Raw genomic sequence first — 19,645 nt, 5'->3', positions numbered from 1 at the left:
TCCTCGCGACCCGCCTCGTCTCCCGGATCCGTACCGTCCTGGGTGTCGAGCTGCCCGTCCGCGCGTTGTTCGAGACCCCCACCGTCGCCGCCCTCGCCCCCTACCTGGAGCGAGGAGGGGAGACCAGGCCCGCGCTCGTGCCGCAGGAGCGGCCCGCCGAGATCCCGCTCTCCTATGCGCAGCGCCGCCTCTGGGCGCTGAGCCGGCTCGGTGCGACGGCCGGCACGTACAACATCCCGATGGTCACCCGGCTCCGCGGCCCGCTGGACGCGGTCGCGCTGGAGGCCGCGCTCGCCGACGTGGTGACCCGCCACGAGTCCCTGCGCACCGTCTTCCCGGCGACGTCCGACGGCACGCCCTCGCAGGTCGTGCTCGATCCTGCCGAGGCGCGCCCCTATCTGCACGTCGTCCGGGTCGAGGAGTCCGCCGTCGAGACGGCCGTGGCCGCCGCGCAGCGCACCGACTTCGCCCTGGACACCGATCTCCCGCTGCGCGCCCAGCTGTTGGAGCTGGGACCGGAGGACCACGTTCTCGTGCTGGTGCTGCATCACATCGCCGGCGACGCCTCCTCGATGCGGCCCCTGGTACGGGACCTGGCCGCCGCGTACACCGCGCGCGCCGAGGGCGGCGCGCCGCAGTGGGCGCCGCTCCCGGTCCAGTACGCGGACTACGCGCTGTGGCAGCGCGAGGTACTGGGCGACGAGGCCGACCCGGACAGCGAGATCGCCCGCCGGCTCGCCCACTGGACGCAGACCCTCGCGGGTCTGCCCGAGGTGCTGGAACTGCCCACCGACCGGCCCCGCCCGGAGGAGGCCGGCCACGAGGGCGGACTCGTGCCGCTCACGCTCGACGGAGAGCTGCACGCCGGGCTGCTCGACCTCGCCCGCTCCAGCAGGACCACGGTCTTCATGGTCCTCCAGGCGGCGCTGGCGAGCCTGCTGACCCGCCTCGGCGCGGGTACGGACGTTCCGCTCGGCACTCCGGTCGCGGGGCGTGTCGACGAGGCGCTCGACGACCTGGTCGGCTTCTTCGTCAACACGCTGGTGCTGCGTACGGACACGTCAGGAAACCCGTCCTTCCGTGACCTGCTCGCCCGGGTCCGGGAGACCGACCTCGCCGCGTACGCCCACCAGGACGTGCCGTTCGAGCGGGTCGTGGACGCGGTCGCGCCGCGCCGGTCGGCCGCGCACCACCCGCTGTTCCAGGTCATGCTCTCCCTGGACAACGTCGCGCGGGCCGATGCGCGCCTCGCCGGACTGACCGTCGACGCCGTCGGCGAGCCGGCCGGCGACGGGGCCGGGCGCGCCAAGTTCGACCTGTCGGTGCGGCTCTCCGAGCGGCGCTCCGACGAGGACGGACCGGCCGGTCTGCACGGCACCGTGGCCTACGCGGCCGTCGTCGCGGACGCCGACCGACGGATCGAGGACCTCGACATCCTGGGCTCCGCCGAGCGCGAGCTGCTGCTCTACGGCTGGAACGACACCGCCCGCCCGCTGCTGATCGGGCGGGGCGCGGGTCCGGAGTCGATCGTGGCGATCGCGGTGCCGCGGTCGCCGGAGATGATCGTCGCCGTGCTCGCCGTGCTGAAGTCCGGCGCGGCCTACCTGCCGGTCGACACCGAGTACCCCGCCGACCGCATCGCGTACTTCTTCGAGGACGCCCGGCCCTGCCTGGTCGTCACCAGCGCCGACGCCGAGGAGCGCGTGCCGTCCGCGGTCGCCGCCGGCCGGATCGTCGTCGATGCGCCGGACACCGTCGCCGCGCTCGCCGCCCAGCAGGCGCGAAACCCCGTCGACGCCGACCGGACCGCCCCGCTGACCGCCCGCACGCCCGCGTACGTGATCTACACCTCCGGCTCCACCGGCCGCCCCAAGGGCGTCGTCGTCGAGCACGGAGGCATCCCCAACATCGTCCTGGCACGGACCGGTCCGTACGCGATGGGCCCGGGAAGCAGGGCGCTGCAGTTCGCGTCGCTCAGCTTCGACGCGGCGATGTCGGAGATCTGCACCCCGCTGTCCGCCGGCGCGTGCCTGGTGCTCGGCCCGGCCGACATGCTGCTCCAGGTCGCCGAACTGCCCGCGCTGCTGCGCGAGCAGGGCGTGACCCACGCGACGCTGCCGCCCGCGGTGCTCGCCCAGCTCTCGCCCGCGAGCCTGCGCACCGTCCGCACCCTTGTGACGGCCGGCGAGGCCGCCCCGGCCGGTCTGGTCGCCACCTGGGCGCCCGGGCGGCGCATGTTCAACGCGTACGGCCCCACCGAGACCACGGTCTCCTGCACCATGGCCGGGCCGCTCGCCCCCGAGGCCGGGGTGCCGCCGATCGGCGGCCCGCTGCCCAACACCCGCGTCTACGTGCTCGACCACCGGCTGCGGCCGGTCCCGGTCGGCGTCCCCGGCGAGCTGTACGTCGCCGGGATCGGCGTGGCCCGGGGCTATCTGCGCCGGCCCGGCCTGAGCGCCGAGCGGTTCGTCGCCGACCCGTTCGGGCCGGCCGGCAGCCGGATGTACCGCACCGGCGACGTGGTCAGCCGGATGCGTGACGGCCGACTGCGGTTCGTCGGCCGGGCCGACGGTCAGGTGAAGCTGCGCGGCTTCCGGATCGAACTCGGCGAGGTCGAGGCCGCCCTGACCGGCGCGCCGGGCGTCGCGCGCGCCGTGGCGACCGTCCGGGAGGACCGTCCGGGTGTTCGGCAGCTCGTCGGCTACCTCGTCGCGGAGGCGGGTGCCGGGCTCGACCTCGGAGCGGTACGGACGTACCTGCGGGCCGCCCTGCCGGCGCACCTGCTGCCGTCCGTCCTCATGGAGATCGACCGGGTCCCGCTGACCGTCAACGGCAAGACCGACAAGGCCGCACTGCCCGCCCCCGAGCAGCCCGCGACCGCCCACGCCGCCCCCGTGGCGGAACGGTCCCCGGAGCCGTCCGCCGACGACGACCCGCAGGCTCTGCTCTGCCGGATCGTCGGCGAGGTCCTCGGCCTGGCCGACGTCGGCGCCGACGACAACTTCTTCGCCCTGGGCGGCGACAGCATCAACGCCATCCAGGTCGCCGGCCGGGCCCGCCAGGCCGGGCTCGTCCTCACACCGCGGGACATCTTCCGCCACCAGACCGTCGCGGAGCTGGTGTCCGCGATCCGCCCGGCCGCCGCCGAGGCCGCGCCCGTCGCCGACGACGGCGTCGGCCCCGTCCCCGGCACCCCGGTGGTCCGCTGGCTGCACCAGCTCGGCGGCCCCTTCCAGGGCCTCAACCAGTCCGTGCTGCTCCGGGTTCCCGGCGGCCTCGGACAGGACGAGCTGACCCGGGCCGTCCAGGCCGTCGTCGACCACCACGACGTGCTGCGCGCCCGGCTCACCGGTGCCGCACTCGGCCTGCCGTGGAACCTGGAGACCGCGCCGCGCGGCACGGTCGACGCCCGTTCCTGCGTCAGCCGTGTCGACGTCCGGGCCGCCGCGGCCGACGCCACCGACATCGCCGCCGCGGTCTCCGCGCACGGCGAGGAGGCCCGGCGCCGGCTCGACCCGGAGAACGGCGTCCTGCTCCAGGTCGTCTGGTTCGACGCCGGCCCGGACGAGCAGGGCCTCCTCCTCGTCCTCCTGCACCACCTCGTCGTCGACGGCGTGTCGTGGCGGATCCTGCTGCCGGACCTCGCCGCCGCCTGGCAGGCCGCCCGCGAGGGCCGCGACCCGCGGCCCGCCCCCGTCGGCACGACCTTCCGCCGCTGGGCGCAGGCCCTCGTCATGGAGGCGCAGAACCCGGCCCGGATCGCCGAACTCCCGCTGTGGCGACAGCAGACGCAGGGCCGCGACCCGCTTCTCGGCGCGCGCCGTCTCGACCCCGCCGTCGACACCCGGGAGACCGCCGAGCATCTGACGGCCGCCCTCCCCGCGGACCTGACGACGGCGCTGCTGACCGACGTTCCCGCCCGGTTCCGCACCCAGATCAACGACGTGCTGCTCACCGGACTGACCCTCGCGGTCGCCCGCTGGCGCCGCCGCTGGAGCCAGGACGCGTCCCACGCGGTCCTCGTCGACATGGAGGGCCACGGCCGCGAGGAACTCGACGAGACCCTCGACCTGTCCCGCACGGTCGGCTGGTTCACCAGCCGCTTCCCCGTCCGGCTCGATCCCGGCCCGCTCGACCTGGACGAGGCACTGGAGGGCGGCGCCGCGACCGTCGCCGCGCTCGGGCAGATCAAGGAGCAACTGCGCGCCCTGCCCGACAACGGACTCGGCTACGGCCTGCTCCGCTACCTCAACGCGGACACCGCGCTCGCCCTGGCGGGCGCCGCCGCCCCGCAGATCGGCTTCAACTACCTCGGCCGGGTCGGCAGCGGCGGCGACACCCTCGGCGAGGCCGGACCCGCCGGCTGGTCCAGCGCGTCCGACCTGCGGATCCCGCTGCTCCCCGCCGACCCGGGCATGCCGTTCGGTCACTCCGTCGAGATCAACGCGGTCACCCGGGACGGCGACGGCGGGCCCCGGCTCCACGTCACGTACTCCTGGCCCGCCGGACTCTTCGACCGCGCCGAGATCGAGGAGCTCGCCGAGCTGTGGTTCACCGCCCTGCGCGCCCTCGCCGACCCCGGCCAGTCCGAGCGCGGTGACGCGTTCACCCCCGGCGACCTGCCGACGTCCGGGCTGACCCAGCCCGAGATCGACGACTTCGCCGCCGCACCCGGCGGACTGGAGGACGCCTTCGCGCTCACCCCGCTCCAGGAGGGCCTGTTCTTCCACGCCCTCCAGGCGGACGACAGCGGCACGGACGTCTACACCGTCCAGCTCGTCCTCGACCTCGAAGGCCCGCTGGACCCGGCCGCCCTGCGCACCGCCGGACAGACCGTCCTCGACCGGCACCCCAACCTGCGGGCGGGCTTCCACCACCGCGCGGACGGAGCGGCCGTCCAGGTCGTGCCGCGCGCCGCGGCCCTGCCCTGGGACGAGGCCGACCTCGGCGCACTGCCCGACGACACCGCGGAGCGCGAACTCGCGGCGCTCACAGAGGCCGCCCGGGGCCACCGGTTCGACCTGAGCCGGCCGCCTCTGGTCCGCTTCCTGCTGATCCGCCTCGGCGCCGAACGGCACCGGCTGGTCATCACCAAGCACCACATCCTGCTCGACGGCTGGTCCATGCCGCTGTTCCTGCGCGAACTGGTCACCCTGTACGAGAACGGCGGCGACGCGGCCACGCTGCCCGTCCCCGCCCCGTTCCGCTCGTACGTCGCCTGGCTCGCCGCACAGGACCGCACGGTGAGCGAACGGGCCTGGCGCGACACCCTCGCCGGGATCGAGGAGCCCACCCTGCTCGCCCCCGGCCGGGAACCGGCGGGACCCGCGCTGCCCGAGCAGCTCGTGCACGACCTGCCGCCGGAGCTCACCGCGACCCTCCAGGCGCACGCGGCCCGGGCCGGCGTCACCATGAACACCGTGGTCCAGACGGCCTGGGCGCTCGTCCTCGGCCGCCACCTCGGTCGCGACGACGTCCTGTTCGGCACCACGGTCTCCGGCCGGCCGCCGGAGCTCCCCGGCGCCGAGAACATGATCGGCCTGTTCATCAACACCCTGCCGGTACGGGTCCGGTTCGACCGCTCCGAACCCTGGAGCGCCGCCCTGGCCCGCGTCCAGGACGAACAGACCGCCCTGCGCACCCACCAGTACCTCGGCCTCGCCGACGTGCACCGGATCGCGGGCGTCCGGCCGCTGTTCGACACCGCCCTCGTGTACGAGAACTACCCTCTGCCCGAGGACACCGAGCGCTCTCCGTCCCGGCTGCGCGCCACCGCGGTCCAGGGCCGTGACGCGGCCCACTACCCGTTGCTGCTGGTCGCGTCGCTGCGCTCGCAGGGCCTGCGGTTCCGTCTCGACCACCGGCCCGACGTGCTCGGCGCGACGACCGCCCCCACCCTGCTGGAGCGGCTGACCCGTGTCCTGGAGTCGGTGGCCGCCGACCCGGACCAGCCGGTGGGGCGCGTCTCGGTGCTGTCCCGCGAGGAGCGCCGCGCGCTCGCCGACGGCGGCACGCGGACCCCGCTCGCCGCCGGCGCGCACGGTGCCCCGGGCGACACGATCCACGGCCGGGTCGCCGCCCTCGCCGCCCGCACTCCGGACGCCGTCGCGGTGTCCTGCGGAGACGAGCGGCTCACGTGGCGGGAACTGGACGAGCGGGCCAGCCGGCTGGCCCGGCTGCTGCACGAGCTGGGCACCGGCCCGGAGGACCGGGTCGGCATCCTGCTCGACCGGTCGCCGCTGCTGGTCGTCGCCTTCCTCGCCGTCCTCAAGGCGGGCGCGGTCTGCGTCCCGCTGGCGCCCGCCCACCCCGCACCGAGGCAGCGGACCGTCCTCGACCGGGCCGGCGCGCGCGTGCTGCTCACCGACGCGGCCCGCGCCGCCGACCGGGCCGGCGCGCCGGACGACGTCGTCCTGACCGTCGCCGTGGACACCGACCCGCGCCCGGCTCGCCAGGACCCCACCGACCCCGGCGCGGCCGTCGAGCCGGACCGGCTGGCGTACGTGCTGTTCACCTCCGGCTCCACCGGTGTGCCCAAGGGGGTGGCGGTCACCCACCGCGACGTCGTCGAGCTCGCCGACGAGCCCTGCTGGGCCCCGGGCGCGCGGGAGCGGATGCTGTTCCACTCGTCGCACGCCTGGGACGCGGCCCTGCTGGAGCTGTGGGGGCCGCTGCTGAACCACGGCACGGTCGTCGTCGCCCCGTCCGGCGAGACCGACCTGAGGGACCTGGCCCGGCTCCTGGTCGCCGAGCGCGTCACCGGACTCTGGCTGACGGCCGGCCTGTTCCGCTGGCTGGCCGAGGAGGAGCCGGACTGCTTCGCCGGAGTCCGTGAGGTGCGCACCGGCGGCGACGTCGTCCCCGCCGACGCCGTCCGCAAGGTCCTCGCCGCCTGCCCCGGCACCGTCGTCAGCAATGGCTACGGGCCCACCGAGACCACCGTGTTCGCCACCCACCACATCATGGAGGCGGGCGACCCGGTCCCGGACAACGTGCCGATCGGCTTCCCGCTGGACGGGATGGCGGCCTACGTGCTCTCCCCGGAGCTGGAGCCGGTCCCCGCCGGGGCCGTCGGCGAGCTGTACCTCGCGGGCTCCGGGCTCGCCCGCGGCTACGAGAACGACCCGGCACTCACCGCCCGTTCGTTCGTGGCCGACCCGTTCGGGGCTCCGGGGACCCGGATGTACCGCTCCGGCGACCTGGCCCGCCGCCTCCCGGACGGCGCCCTGGAGTTCGTCGGACGGGCCGACGACCAGGTGAAGCTGCGCGGTTTCCGGATCGAGCTCAGCGAGGTCGACGGCGCCCTCACGGCCATGCCCGGCGTGGCCCACGCGGTCTCCCTGGTCCGCGAGGACCGGCCCGGCGACAAGCGCCTCGTCGCCTACGCGGTGCCCGCCCCCGGCGAAACAGCCCCGGGCGCGGCGGAGATGCGCGCGCGGCTCGCCGAGACGCTGCCGGACTACCTCGTCCCGGCCGCGGTCGTCCTGCTCGACGCGCTGCCGCTCACCGCGAACGGCAAGCTGGACCGGTCGGCGCTGCCCGCTCCCGCCGAAGGCGCCGCGCGCACAGGGCGCGGCCCGCGCACCCCCCGCGAGGAGCTGCTGTGCGGCCTGTTCGCCGACGTCCTCGGCGTCGACGAGGCCGGCATCGACGACGACTTCTTCGCCCTCGGCGGCGACTCGCTGCTCGCGGCCGGACTCGTCAGCCGGATCCGCGCCGTCCTCGGCGTCGAACTCGGCATCCAGGCACTGTTCCTGGCGCCCACGGTCGCCGGACTCGTCGCCGCCCTCGACGAGGACGAGAACGCCGAGGCCGCCGCCGGAGCGCTGGACGTCCTGCTGCCGCTGCGCGCCCGCGGCGACCTCCCGCCGGTGTTCTGCTTCCACGCCGCGGGCGGCCTGAGCTGGCGGTACGCGGCCCTGCTGCGGCACCTGCCGGCCGGTCACCCGGTGTACGGCCTCCAGGCCCGCGCCTTCTCCGAGCCCGGCCACCGACCGGCGAGCCTGGAGGAGGCCGCCGCCGACTACGTGGAGCGGATCCGCTCCGTCCAGCCGTCCGGCCCCTACCACCTGGTGGGCTGGTCGCTCGGCGGCCTGGCCGCCCAGGCGGCCGCGGTCCTCCTGGAGGAGGCCGGAGAGGAGGTCGCGACCGTCGCGGTCCTGGACTCCTATCCGGCGCGGCCCGGCGACCCGGTCGTCGTGCCGCCGGCGGCGCAGGTCCTCGGCGCCCTCCTCGACGCGGCCGGCGTCGGCCCCGACCGCGGCGGGGAGGAGCTCACCCCCGAGGCGGGAGCCGCGCTGCTGCGGGCCCGCGGTGGACCGCTCGCGGCGCTGCTCGCCGACCGGGTCGGCGCCCTCGTGGACGCGTACCGCACCGGCGTCGAGCTGCGCGCCGGCTTCGCCCCGCGCCGGTACACGGGCGACCTGCTGCTGTTCGTCGCGAACGGCGGTGCCGACGGCCAGGGCTCCCGGCCCGGCGCCGGGCCTCTCCCCGCGGCCGCCACCGCCGAGAAGGCCGACCGCTGGCGCCCGTACGTCGCCGGCACGATCGCCGTCCACCCGGTCGACTGCCGTCATGAGGACATGCTGCGGCCCGAGCCGCTGGCAGTCGTCGGCGGCGCGATCGCCGCCCATCTGAACAACCGCACCACACGGAAGGACATCTGATGACCCGGGAGTTGTACGCGCTGGGGGAGACACCACCCCTGGGCGAGGTGCCCCGCTTCATGCACGCCGGCGTGATCCGCCGCGAGCGGTACGGGCCGCCCGAGCAGTCGATCCAGGTCGAGACGGTGGAGGTGCCGCCGGTCGGCCGCGGGCAGGTCCTCATCTGGGTGATGGCCGCCGGGATCAACTACAACGGCGTCTGGGCCGGACTCGGCACCCCCGCCGACGTCATCGCCGACCGTCAACGGGCCGGTGATCCGCTCGACTTCCACATCGCCGGATCCGAGGGTGCCGGAGTGGTCTGGGCCGTCGGCGAGGGGGTCAAGCAGCTCAAGGTCGGCGACCATGTCATCGTCGGCGGCGTCGCCTGGGACGAGTCGGCCCCCGACATCCGCCTCGGCACCGACCCGACCGCCTCCCGCTCCCAGCGGGCCTGGGGCTACGAGTCGAACCACGGCTCCTTCGCGCAGTTCACCGTGGCCGACGAGTACCAGTGCCACAAGAAGCCCCCGCACCTCACCTGGGAGGAGGCCGGCTGTTTCCTCGGTGGCGGCTCCACCTCGTACCGCATGCTCATGGGCTGGCACCCGCACACGGTCCGGCCGGGCGATCCCGTCCTCGTCTGGGGCGGCGCAGGCGGTCTCGGATCCATGGCGATACAGATCGTGAAATACTTCGGCGGAATTCCGGTCGCCGTGGTGTCGGACGACGATAAATTCGACTACTGTAAGCGCCTGGGAGCGCACGGCGTCATCAATCGGAACGATTTCGACCACTGGGGTCGGCTGCCTGATTCGAGCGACACCGTCGCCTACCGGGAATGGCTCTCGGGGGTCCGCTCCTTCGGCCGTGCCTTCTGGGACGCGCTCGGCGAGCGCAGAGACCCCGCCATCGTCCTCGAGCACCCCGGCCGGGCCACCCTGCCGACCTCGGTCTACGTCTGCGACCGGGCCGGCATGGTCGTCACCTGCGCCGGCACCAGCGGCTACAACGGCGACATCGACCTGCGGTTCCTCTGGATGTTCCAGAAGCGGCTCCAGGGCTCGCACGCCGCGAACGTACGCCAGACCGCGGCGATCATCGAGCTCGTCGCGGCCGGCCACATCGACCCCTGCCTCAGCCTCGCCCTGCCGTTCGCCGAGATCGGCCGGGCGCACCAGATGGTCTACGAGAACAAGCAGCCTCCCGGCAATGTGGCGGTTCTCGTGAACGCGCCGGAACCGGGCCTCACGGATATGCGCTGAAATCTTTTCGAAAAGGTTGCCGATCTTTCTCTGATTGGTTAGAAAGAATGGCGACGGAAACAAGCAGTAACCTCGGGAAACAGAAAAGGGAAAAGAAATGACGAACCCGTTCGAGAACGCCGACGGCCGCTACCTCGTCCTCGTCAACGACGAGGGCCAGCATTCCCTGTGGCCGGACTTCGCCGAGGTCCCGGCCGGCTGGGAGGTCGCCTTCGCGGAGAACGACCGCCAGGCCTGCCTCGACCACATCGAGGCCAACTGGACGGACATGCGCCCCAAGAGCCTCGTCCGCGCGATGGCGTCCTGACCCGGTGACCGGCCCCGACGCCGTCACGGTGCTCTGGGGCCCCGTCGCCTCCGGCGAACGGCGCGCGGCGCACACCACGCTGCTGCGCGCCGCCGCGGAGCTCACCGGCAGCCCGCTCCACCGGATCGGGCTCGCCCACGAACCCGGCGGCCGCCCCCGGCTCACCGGAGCCGCCGCCCGGCTCCACGTGAGCGTGAGCCACAGTCCGGGAGCCCGGGCCGTGGCACTGGCCCGGAACCCGGTCGGCGTCGACATCGAGACCGTACGGCCGCTGCCCGCCCTCGCCATGGCCCGGCGCTGGTTCGCCCCCGCCGACGCCGACTGGCTCGGCCGCCTCCCCGCGGCGGACCGGGTCCCCGCCTTCTACTGGCTCTGGACCCAGAAGGAGGCCGTCGGCAAGGCCCGCGGCCACGGACTCGCCCACGGCGGGCTCACCCAGCCGCTGCTCCACCCCCCGCACTGGCCCCCGCCCTCCGCCACGGGCAGGACGCCCGCCCTGAGCGCCCTGCCCGGCGGGACCGGGGCCGCCTGCACGGTCCTGCCGACCGGCACCGGCCCGCACGGCTCGCACGTCCTCGCGGTCGCCGGCCTCGGCGCCCCGGGCGCACCGGTCGACCTGCGCCACTGCGACGCATGACCCCCCACCGCACCCCACCCACCACCCTCACGAGAGGAGGCCCCGGAATGACGCACCCCACCGACGACACCGACCGGGGTTCCTGGACCGGGCGGCTGGCCCGCCGTTGTCTGCGGCACCGGCGCAGCGTGCTGGTCGCGGTCCTCGCCGCGCTCCTCGGGACCGCGACCAGCGCCCTCGTCCCCCTCGTCACGATGGTGATCGTCGACGACGTCGTCCTGCGCCCTGCCCGCTCCGCCGCCCTGTGGACCGGAGCACTGCTCGCCGTCGCCGCCCTCGGCTACCTCGCCGCGTACCTGCGCCGCCTGTACGCCGGACGGCTCGCCGCCGACGTCCAGCACGACCTGCGGGTCGACCTGTTCCGCTCGCTCTCCCGCCTGGACGGCGTACGCCGCGACGAACTGAGCACCGGTCAGCTCCTGGGCCGCGCCTCCGGAGACCTCAACATGGTCTTCGGACTCGTCTCCACCCTGCCCACCGCGATCTCCAGCGCGGCCCTGCTGGCGGTCTCCCTGATCCTCATCGCCACGCTCTCCCCGCTGCTCGCCCTGGTCGCGCTCGCCCTGGTCCCCGCACTGTGGTTCATCGGCCGACGCAGCCGCACCTGGCTCTACCCCGCGACCTGGTACGCCCAGAACCAGGCCGCCGCCGTCGCCGGAGTCGTCGCCAGCTCCACCGCCGGCATCCGTGTCGTCAAGGGATTCGGCCAGGAACAGCGGGAGATGGACCGGCTGGCCCTCGCCGCACGGCGGCTCTTCGCCGGCCGTATGCGCGCCGTACGGCTCAACGCCCGCTACGGGCCCGCGCTCCAGTGTGTGCCCTCCCTCGGACAGGTCGGAGCCCTCGCGGTCGGCGGCTGGCTGGCGGCCCGCGGCCAACTGAGCCTCGGCGCCCTCCTCGCCTTCTCCGCCTACCTCGCCCAGCTCGTCGGCCCCGTCAAGACCCTCGCCGCACTGCTCACCATGGGCCAGCAGGCCGGCGCCGGGATCGAGCGGGTCCTCGAAGTGATCGACACCCGCCCGGTGCTGACCGAAGGCGCGGGCCGACTGCCCGAAGACGGCCCCCTCGGCGTCGAGTTCGACCACGTCACCTTCGCGTACGGCCCCGGCCGGCCCGTCCTCACCGACCTCTCCCTCCGCATCGAACCCGGCGAGACGCTCGCCCTCGTCGGCGCCCCCGGATCGGGCAAGTCCACCCTCGCCCAGCTCCTCTCCCGCTTCCACGACGTCTCCGAGGGAACCGTGCGGATCGGCGGCGCCGACGTCCGCGACCTGACCTACGCCTCCCTGCGCGGCGCCGTCGCCGGCGTCCCCGAGGACACCGCCCTGCTCACCGGAACCGTCCGCGAGGCCATCGCCTACGGCCGTCCCGACGCCGACGACGCCGAGATCCACGCCGCCGCCCGGACCGCCCAGGCCCACGCCTTCGTCGCCGACCTGCCCGACGGCTACGCCACGGTCATCGGCGAACGCGGCGCCCTGTCCGGCGGACAGCGCCAGCGCCTCGCCCTCGCCCGGGCGCTCGCCGCAGCGCCCCGTGTCCTCGTCCTCGACGACGCCACCTCCGCCGTCGACGCCCGCGTCGAACAGCGCATCCACGACGCCCTGCGCGACCGGGCCGGGGGCCGCACCACCCTGATCGTCGCCCGCCGCCGTTCCACCCTCGCGCTAGCCGACCGGATCGCCGTCCTCGACCACGGCCGGATCGTCGACCTCGGCACCCATCACGAACTCACCGCCCGCTGCCCGCTCTACCGCACGATCCTCCAGCACGAGCCCGCCACGGCGCCGGCCGAGGAAGCCGCCCCCCAGCCGCAGGCCCCCGCGGGGCACCGGAAGCGCCCCGCCCCGGCCACCCCGAAGACCGCCGCCGCCCCGCACTCCGCGGCCACGCGCATGCAGGCCCGCGTCGCGGCACTGCCGCCGGCCCTCGATCTCCCTCATGTCGACGAGGCGGAGGCCGCCCGAGACCCCCGGGCCGACGGCACGAGCGAGTTCGGGCTGCGCCACCTGCTGCGCGGCTACCGCCTGCCGCTCGCCCTCGGCCTCGGCCTGGTCGTCGCCGACGCGCTCGCCGGGCTCACCCTGCCCTTCGTCCTGCGGCACGGCATCGAGGGCGGAGCCCACCACCTCGCCCTCACCGCCGTCGCCACGGCCTCCCTCGCCGCACTGGCCCTCGTCCTCGCCCAGTACGCCGTCCAGTGGGCCGCGGTCCGGGTCACCGGACGCACAGGGGAGCGGCTGCTGTACGGGCTGCGGATCCGGGTCTTCGCGCACCTGCACCGCCTGGGGCTCGACCACTTCGAGAACGAGGCGTCCGGCCGCACCCTCACCCGGATGACCACCGACGTCGACTCGCTCTCCTCCTTCCTCCAGACCGGCCTCCTCAGCGTGCTCGTCAGCGCCCTCACCCTGCTCGGCGTGCTCGTCGCGCTCGGCGCCGCCGACGCCGGGATGCTCCTCGTCGTCCTCGCCGTCCTGCCGCCGATCGCCCTCGCCACCGTCGTCTTCCGCCGGGCCTCCGCCCGCAGCTACACCGACGCCCGGGAACGGCTCGCCGTCGTCAACGGCGCACTCCAGGAAGGCGCGGCCGGCATGCGCACCGTCCAGGCGTTCCGCCGCGAGGAGTCCGTCGTCACCGCCTTCGCCCGGCACAGCGACGCCTACCGGCGCGCCCGGGTCCGCGGCCAGCTCCTGTCCGCCCGCTACTTCCCGTTCATCCAGTTCCTCGCCGCCTCCGTCACCGCCGTGGTGCTCGCCGTCGGCGCCCACCGGGTGGCCGCGGGCACCATGACGGTCGGCGCCCTCGTCGCGTACCTCCTCTACCTGGACCTGTTCTTCGTCCCGGTGCAGCAGCTCTCCCAGCTGTTCGACGGATACCAGCAGGCGCGGGTGTCCCTGCTGCGGATCCGGGATCTGCTCCGGCTGCGCAGCACCACCCCGGTCGCCGCCGACGCGCTCCCCGTCCCCTCCCTGCGCGGCGAACTCGTCTTCGACGACGTCGACTTCCACTACCGCGACGGCCGCCCGGCGCTGACCGGGATCCGGCTGCGCATCCCGCAGGGCCAGACCGTCGCCTTCGTCGGCACGACCGGCGCCGGCAAGTCGACCCTCGTCAAGCTCGCCGCCCGGTTCCACGACCCGACCCGCGGAACCGTCCGCGTCGACGGGACCGACCTGCGCGACCTTGACCTCACCGCCTACCGGAAGCGGCTCGGCGTCGTCCCCCAGGAGCCGTACCTCTTCGCCGGAACCGTCCGGGAGGCCATCGCCTACGGCCGGCCCGACGCCACCGACGCAGAGACGGTCGACGCGGCCCGCCGGGTCGGCGCCCACGACACCCTCAGCGACCTCGACGGCGGCTACGACCACCGCGTGACCGAAGGCGGACGCAACCTCTCCGCCGGTCAACGGCAACTGATCTCGCTGGCCCGCGCCGAACTCGTCCGCCCCGACGTCCTCCTGCTCGACGAGGCCACCGCCGCCCTCGACCTCGCCACCGAGGCGCTGGTCAACCGGGCGACCGAACGCCTCGTCAGCGGCCGTACCGCCCTGATCGTCGCCCACCGCCTCAGCGTCGCCTCCCGAGCCGACCGCATCGTCGTCGTCGACGAGGGCCGGATCCGGGAGGACGGCTCCCACGACGAACTCCTCGCCCTGGACGGGACCTACGCCGCACTGTGGCGCGCCTCGCAGGGGCGCCCGCCCGCGGCCACCGTCCCACGGCCCGCAACCCCCACCCACGACTCCTACGAACGGAACGCTTCATGAGCGCCACCATCCAGCCGGCCGGCCCGGACGCCCCGGCCGACGACCGGCCCCCGCGCGTCGTCCTCGCCCAGCCGCGCGGTTTCTGCGCCGGGGTGCGCCGTGCCATCGGCATCGTGGAACGCGCCCTCGACCTCCACGGCGCCCCGGTGTACGTGCGCAAGGAGATCGTGCACAACCACCACGTCGTGGCCGAGCTGGAGAAGCGCGGTGCCCGCTTCGTCGACAGCGAGGAGGAGGTGCCCGAGGGCGCCGTGTGCGTCTTCTCCGCCCACGGCGTCTCGCCCGCCGTGCGCGGCGGCGCCGCGGAGCGCCGGCTCGAAGTCATCGACGCCACCTGCCCGCTGGTCTCCAAGGTCCACCAGGCGGCCGTCCGTTACGCCCGCGACGGCCGGACCATCCTGCTGGTCGGCCACGCCGACCACGAGGAGGTCGAGGGCGTCCGCGGCGAGGCCCCCGAGCGCACCATCGTGGTCGAGAACGAGGACGACGTCGCCGCCCTCGACCTGCCGGACGACGCGCCGGTCGCCTACCTGACCCAGACCACCCTGTCCTTCGACGAGACCCGGCGGGTCGTCGACGCGCTGCGCGCCCGCTTCACCGACCTCGCCGGCCCCGCCGACGGCGACATCTGCTACGCCAGCCAGAACCGCCAGAACGCCGTCAAGGCCCTCGCCCGCCGCAACGACCTCGTCCTGGTCGTCGGCTCCCGCAACTCCAGCAACTCGATCCGCATGGTCGAGGTCGCCCGGGAGCACGGCAGCGCCGCGTACCTCGTCCCGGACGCCGGCCACCTCGACGCGACCTGGCTCGCCGGGGCGTCGAGCATCGGCGTCAGCTCCGGCGCCAGCGCCCCGGAGATCCTCGTCCGCGGACTCCTCGACCGGCTCGCCGCACTCGGCTGGCACGACGTCGAACTGGACGACGGCATCGCCGAGGACGTCGTCTTCTCCATGCCCGCCCGGCTGGCCGACCCCGTCACCGGCCGAGTACCCCGGACCCCCCTGGCCGATGAGGCCCTGTGACCAGAACAGGATCTGCCATGACGTCGATCGCATCGGTCCACGGACCCGACGACCTGCGCGCGCTCACCCTCCCGCAGACCGAGGAGCTCGCCGCGGACATCCGGCGCCTCCTCGTCGAGGAGGTCACCCGCACCGGCGGCCACCTCGGCCCCAGCCTCGGCGTCGTCGAGCTCACCCTCGCCCTGCACCGGGTCTTCGAGTCCCCGCGCGACCAGATCCTGTGGGACACCGGGCACCAGACCTACCCCCACAAGATCATCACCGGCCGGGCGGCCGCCTTCGGCACCCTGCGCCAGCCGGGCGGACTCTCCGGCTACCCCTCGCGCACCGAGTCCGCGCACGACCTCATCGAGAACTCCCACGCCTCCACCGTCCTGTCCTACGCCGACGGCCTCGCCAAGGCCCACCGGCTCACCGGCGCCACCGACCGCGCCGTCGTCGCCGTCATCGGCGACGGCGCCCTCACCGGCGGCATGGCCTGGGAGGCCCTGAACAACCTCGCCGACGGCGCCGACCGCCCGGTCGTCGTCGTCCTCAACGACAACACCCGCTCCTACGCCCCCACAGTCGGCGGCATCCCCGCCCACCTGGCGCACCTGCGCACCGAGGAGCGCCCCCCGCACTCCGTCTTCGAGAACCTCGGCCTCGCGTACGTCGGACCCGTCGACGGACACGACATCGCGGCCCTCGAAGAGGCCCTGCGCCACGCCGCAGGACTCGGCCGACCCGTCGTCGTCCACTGCCTGACCGAGAAGGGCCGCGGCCACGCCCCCGCCGAACAGGACGAGGCCGACCGCTTCCACGCCGTACGCCCCCGCCCCGCCGCCCGCACCGCGCCGCGACCCGCCCCGGAACCCGCCTGGACCGACGTGTTCGGCGAGGAGCTCGCCGCACTCGGCGCCCGGTGCCCCGACGTGGTCGCCCTCACCGCGGCCATGCTCGCCCCCACCGGACTCACCGCCTTCGCCGAGCGCTTCCCCGACCGCACCTTCGACGTCGGCATCGCCGAGCAGCACGCCGTCACCTCCGCCGCCGGCCTCGCCCTCGGCGGACTGCACCCCGTCGTGGCGGTGTACGCGACCTTCCTCAACCGGGCCTTCGACCAGATGCTGCTCGACGTCGCCCTGCACCGCGCCCCGGTCACCTTCGTCCTCGACCGGGCCGGCGTCACCGGCGACGACGGCGCCTCCCACAACGGCATGTGGGACCTGTCGCTGTTCCAGATGGTCCCCGGCCTGCGCGTGGCCGCCCCGCGCGACGCCGCCACCCTGCGCCGCGCCCTGCGCGAGGCCCTCGCGATCCAGGACGGCCCCACCGCGCTCCGCTTCCCCAAGGGCTCCGCGGGCCCCGACATTCCCGCCGTCGCCACCCTCGACGGCATGGACGTCCTGCGCCGCGCGGACTCGGACGCCCGGGACGTCCTGCTCGTCTCCGTCGGCGCCATGGCCGGGGTCTGTCTGGAGGCCGCCGACCGCCTCGCGGAGCACGGCTTCGGCGTCACCGTCGTCGACCCGCGCTGGATCGCCCCCGTCCCCGCCGCCCTCGTGGAGCTCGGCCTCGGCCACTCGCTGGTCGCCACGGTCGAGGACGGCGGCCGCAGCGGCGGCGCCGGAGCGGCGATCGCCCAGGCCCTCGCCGACGCGGGCGCCCGCACCCCCGTCCGTACCTTCGGACTGCCCCAGCGCTTCCTGGACCACGGCCGCCGCGACGACATCCTCGCCGCCCACGGCCTGACCGGCCGCCACATCGCCCGCGCCGTCGTCGAGGCCCTCGCCGGCCGCGACGGCTCCGTCTCGATCGACGACCTGGCACCGCAGCCCGTCGGCGCCGACCAGTGAACCGCCCGGCCCTCACCCTCACCAGAGCAGGAGACACCCCATGACGGTCGCGCTCGGCATCCCGTCGATGCCCGCCCCGGTACTCGGCGCCCGCCGCCCCACCCGCCAGCTCCAGGTCGGCAAGGTCGGCGTCGGCAGCCGGTCCCCGATCTCGGTGCAGTCCATGACGACCACGCTCACCTCGGACGTCAACGCCACCCTCCAGCAGATCGCCGAACTCACCGCCGCGGGCTGCGACATCGTGCGGGTGGCCTGCCCCTCCCAGGACGACGCGGACGCGTTGCCCGCGATCGCCGCCAAGTCGCCGATCCCGGTGATCGCCGACATCCACTTCCAGCCGCGCTACGTCTTCGCCGCCATCGAGGCGGGCTGCGCCGCGGTCCGCGTCAACCCCGGCAACATCAAGAAGTTCGACGACCGGGTCAAGGACATCGCCCGCGCCGCCAAGGACCACGGCACCCCCATCCGCATCGGCGTCAACGCCGGCTCCCTGGACGCCCGGCTGCTGAAGAAGTACGGCAAGGCCACCCCCGAGGCCCTGGTGGAGTCGGCGCTGTGGGAGGCGAGCCTCTTCGCCGAGCACGACTTCCACGACCTCAAGATCTCCGTGAAGCACAACGACCCCGTGGTCATGGTCCGCGCCTACGAACTCCTCGCCGACGCCTGCGACTACCCCCTGCACCTCGGCGTCACCGAGGCCGGTCCGGCCTTCCAGGGCACCGTCAAGTCCGCCGTCGCCTTCGGCGCGCTGCTGCGCCAGGGCATCGGCGACACGGTCCGGGTCTCGCTCTCCGCGCCCCCGGTCGAGGAGGTCAAGGTCGCCGACCAGATCCTTCAGTCGCTCAACCTGCGCCCGCGGAAGCTGGACATCGTCTCCTGCCCGTCCTGCGGCCGCGCCCAGGTCGACGTCTACAAGCTCGCCGCCGAGGTGAGCGCCGGCCTGGAGGGCATGGAGGTCCCGCTGCGCGTCGCCGTGATGGGCTGCGTCGTCAACGGCCCCGGAGAGGCCCGCGAGGCCGACCTCGGCGTCGCCTCCGGCAACGGCAAGGGCCAGATCTTCGTCAAGGGCGAAGTCGTCCGGACCGTACCGGAGTCGAAGATCGTCGAGACGCTGATCGAGGAGGCGCTGCGGCTCGCCGACGCCTTCGACACCTCCGCCCTCGGCACGGGCACGCCCGAGGTGATGGCCGTGGGCTGACGCCGTGCGCGGGGGCCCGGCCGTCCGGCCGGGCCCCCGCGCACGGCGTCGGTCGCCGACGGCGGACAGGATCGAGGAGGACCAGGAGCCGACCGGGTCAATCCGTGACGGGCAGGCACTCGGCGAGCAGGGCGACGATGTCACGCCAGGCTCGCTCTGCGTGCCGTGGGTGATAGCCGACGCCGGGACGCACCTTGTGGTCCACCGAGGGGTGGTGGAAGGCGTGAAGGGCTCCTCCGTAGGTCACGAGGCGCCAGTCGACGCCCGCGGCCTGCATCTCTTCGGTGAACGCTGCCCGTTGCGCGGGCGGCATGATCGGGTCTTCCGACCCGACCCCGGCCCATACCGGGCAGCGAATGCGTGCCGCCTCGCCCGGTCGGCCCGTGGTCAGTGCGTTGACCGTCCCGATCGCGCGCAGGTCGACGCCATCGCGACCGAGCTCCAGTGCGACGGCGCCCCCGGTGCCGTACCCGACGGCGGCGGTCCGGTCGGGGTCGGCCCGTGGTTCGGCACGTAACACGTCGAGCGCCGCGTGACCGATTGCTCGCAGCCGGTCGGGGTCGGCCAGCAGCGGCATGCAACGGGCCAGCATGTCCTCCGGGTCGTCCAAGTACCGTCCGCCGTGGAGGTCGAAGGCCAGCGCCACGTACCCCAGCTCGGCCAGAGCCTCGGCCCGGCGGCGCTCGACATCGCTGAGCCCTGTCCCCTCGGGTCCGATCAGGACTGCGGGCCGGCGCTCGGCACCGGCCGGGAGCGCGAGGTGTCCGATCATCGTCAGGTTGTCGGCCGGGTAGGCGACCGTACGGGTGGTGATCGTCGTCATGCGAACCGACGGTAATCACTGTTCCGCCCGCCCGGCGTGGTGTTCACCGACGGCAGAGCGAACACCGTTGCTGTTCAGCCGCGTTCGGCCTACCTCACCGCCGCGGCCGTGAAGAGGGGCTTCAGTTGATCGACGAACTG

Annotated in this window: 9 protein-coding genes; 8 read left to right on the top strand and 1 reads right to left on the bottom strand. The window is 74.5% G+C overall.

Annotated features, from left to right (window positions below; genetic code table 11):
• Positions 1-65 precede the first annotated feature (65 nt).
• The 8 genes from IF00_RS0102035 (at position 66) to ispG (ending at position 18,682) form a co-directional block, all read left to right on the top strand.
• Positions 66-8,666, top strand: coding sequence for an amino acid adenylation domain-containing protein (locus IF00_RS0102035; RefSeq protein WP_209439719.1), 8,601 nt, complete (start codon positions 66-68; stop codon positions 8,664-8,666).
• Positions 8,666-9,910: a crotonyl-CoA carboxylase/reductase gene (ccrA, locus tag IF00_RS0102030; RefSeq protein ID WP_030313502.1), complete on the top strand. Its 1,245-nt coding sequence runs from the start codon at positions 8,666-8,668 to the stop codon at positions 9,908-9,910. Before IF00_RS0102035 ends, ccrA begins: the two co-directional genes overlap by 1 nt.
• Before the next feature lie 97 nt (positions 9,911-10,007).
• On the top strand, positions 10,008-10,217 hold the full coding sequence (locus IF00_RS0102025; protein ID WP_030313500.1) for an MbtH family protein: 210 nt from the start codon (positions 10,008-10,010) through the stop codon (positions 10,215-10,217).
• A 4-nt stretch (positions 10,218-10,221) separates the two neighbouring features.
• Positions 10,222-10,854, top strand: coding sequence for a 4'-phosphopantetheinyl transferase family protein (locus IF00_RS40870; RefSeq protein WP_051819629.1), 633 nt, complete (start codon positions 10,222-10,224; stop codon positions 10,852-10,854).
• 47 nt (positions 10,855-10,901) lie between these two features.
• Complete coding sequence (locus IF00_RS0102015) at positions 10,902-14,624, top strand: ABC transporter ATP-binding protein (protein WP_051819628.1); 3,723 nt, start codon at positions 10,902-10,904, stop codon at positions 14,622-14,624.
• Positions 14,621-15,646: a 4-hydroxy-3-methylbut-2-enyl diphosphate reductase gene (ispH, locus tag IF00_RS0102010; RefSeq protein WP_051819627.1), complete on the top strand. Its 1,026-nt coding sequence runs from the start codon at positions 14,621-14,623 to the stop codon at positions 15,644-15,646. Before IF00_RS0102015 ends, ispH begins: the two co-directional genes overlap by 4 nt.
• A 17-nt stretch (positions 15,647-15,663) precedes the next feature.
• Positions 15,664-17,484 carry a 1-deoxy-D-xylulose-5-phosphate synthase gene (locus tag IF00_RS0102005; RefSeq protein ID WP_030313490.1) on the top strand — a complete coding sequence of 607 codons (1,821 nt, stop codon included), beginning with the start codon at positions 15,664-15,666 and terminating at the stop codon, positions 17,482-17,484.
• Between the two features lie 40 nt (positions 17,485-17,524).
• Positions 17,525-18,682, top strand: coding sequence for a flavodoxin-dependent (E)-4-hydroxy-3-methylbut-2-enyl-diphosphate synthase (gene ispG, locus IF00_RS0102000; RefSeq protein ID WP_030313488.1), 1,158 nt, complete (start codon positions 17,525-17,527; stop codon positions 18,680-18,682).
• A 97-nt stretch (positions 18,683-18,779) separates the two neighbouring features.
• Here the strand turns inward: ispG and IF00_RS0101995 are convergent, their stop codons facing one another.
• On the bottom strand, positions 18,780-19,505 hold the full coding sequence (locus IF00_RS0101995) for a dienelactone hydrolase family protein (RefSeq protein ID WP_030313486.1): 726 nt from the start codon (positions 19,503-19,505) through the stop codon (positions 18,780-18,782).
• Positions 19,506-19,645 lie beyond the last annotated feature (140 nt).

Origin of the sequence: Streptomyces flavochromogenes (assembly GCF_000717595.1) — a bacterium.
Lineage (GTDB): Bacteria > Actinomycetota > Actinomycetes > Streptomycetales > Streptomycetaceae > Streptomyces > Streptomyces flavochromogenes.
Note: the sequence above shows the minus strand (reverse complement) of the source record. Positions and strands in the feature narration are given on the sequence as shown.

Coding starts and splice junctions, on each gene's coding strand:
- IF00_RS0102025 (WP_030313500.1), top strand. CDS start 10,008: ATGACGAACCCGTTCGAGAACGCCGACGGCCGCTACCTCGTCCTCGTC.
- ccrA (WP_030313502.1), top strand. CDS start 8,666: ATGACCCGGGAGTTGTACGCGCTGGGGGAGACACCACCCCTGGGCGAG.
- ispH (WP_051819627.1), top strand. CDS start 14,621: ATGAGCGCCACCATCCAGCCGGCCGGCCCGGACGCCCCGGCCGACGAC.
- IF00_RS0102015 (WP_051819628.1), top strand. CDS start 10,902: ATGACGCACCCCACCGACGACACCGACCGGGGTTCCTGGACCGGGCGG.
- ispG (WP_030313488.1), top strand. CDS start 17,525: ATGACGGTCGCGCTCGGCATCCCGTCGATGCCCGCCCCGGTACTCGGC.
- IF00_RS0102005 (WP_030313490.1), top strand. CDS start 15,664: ATGACGTCGATCGCATCGGTCCACGGACCCGACGACCTGCGCGCGCTC.
- IF00_RS0101995 (WP_030313486.1), bottom strand. CDS start 19,505: ATGACGACGATCACCACCCGTACGGTCGCCTACCCGGCCGACAACCTG.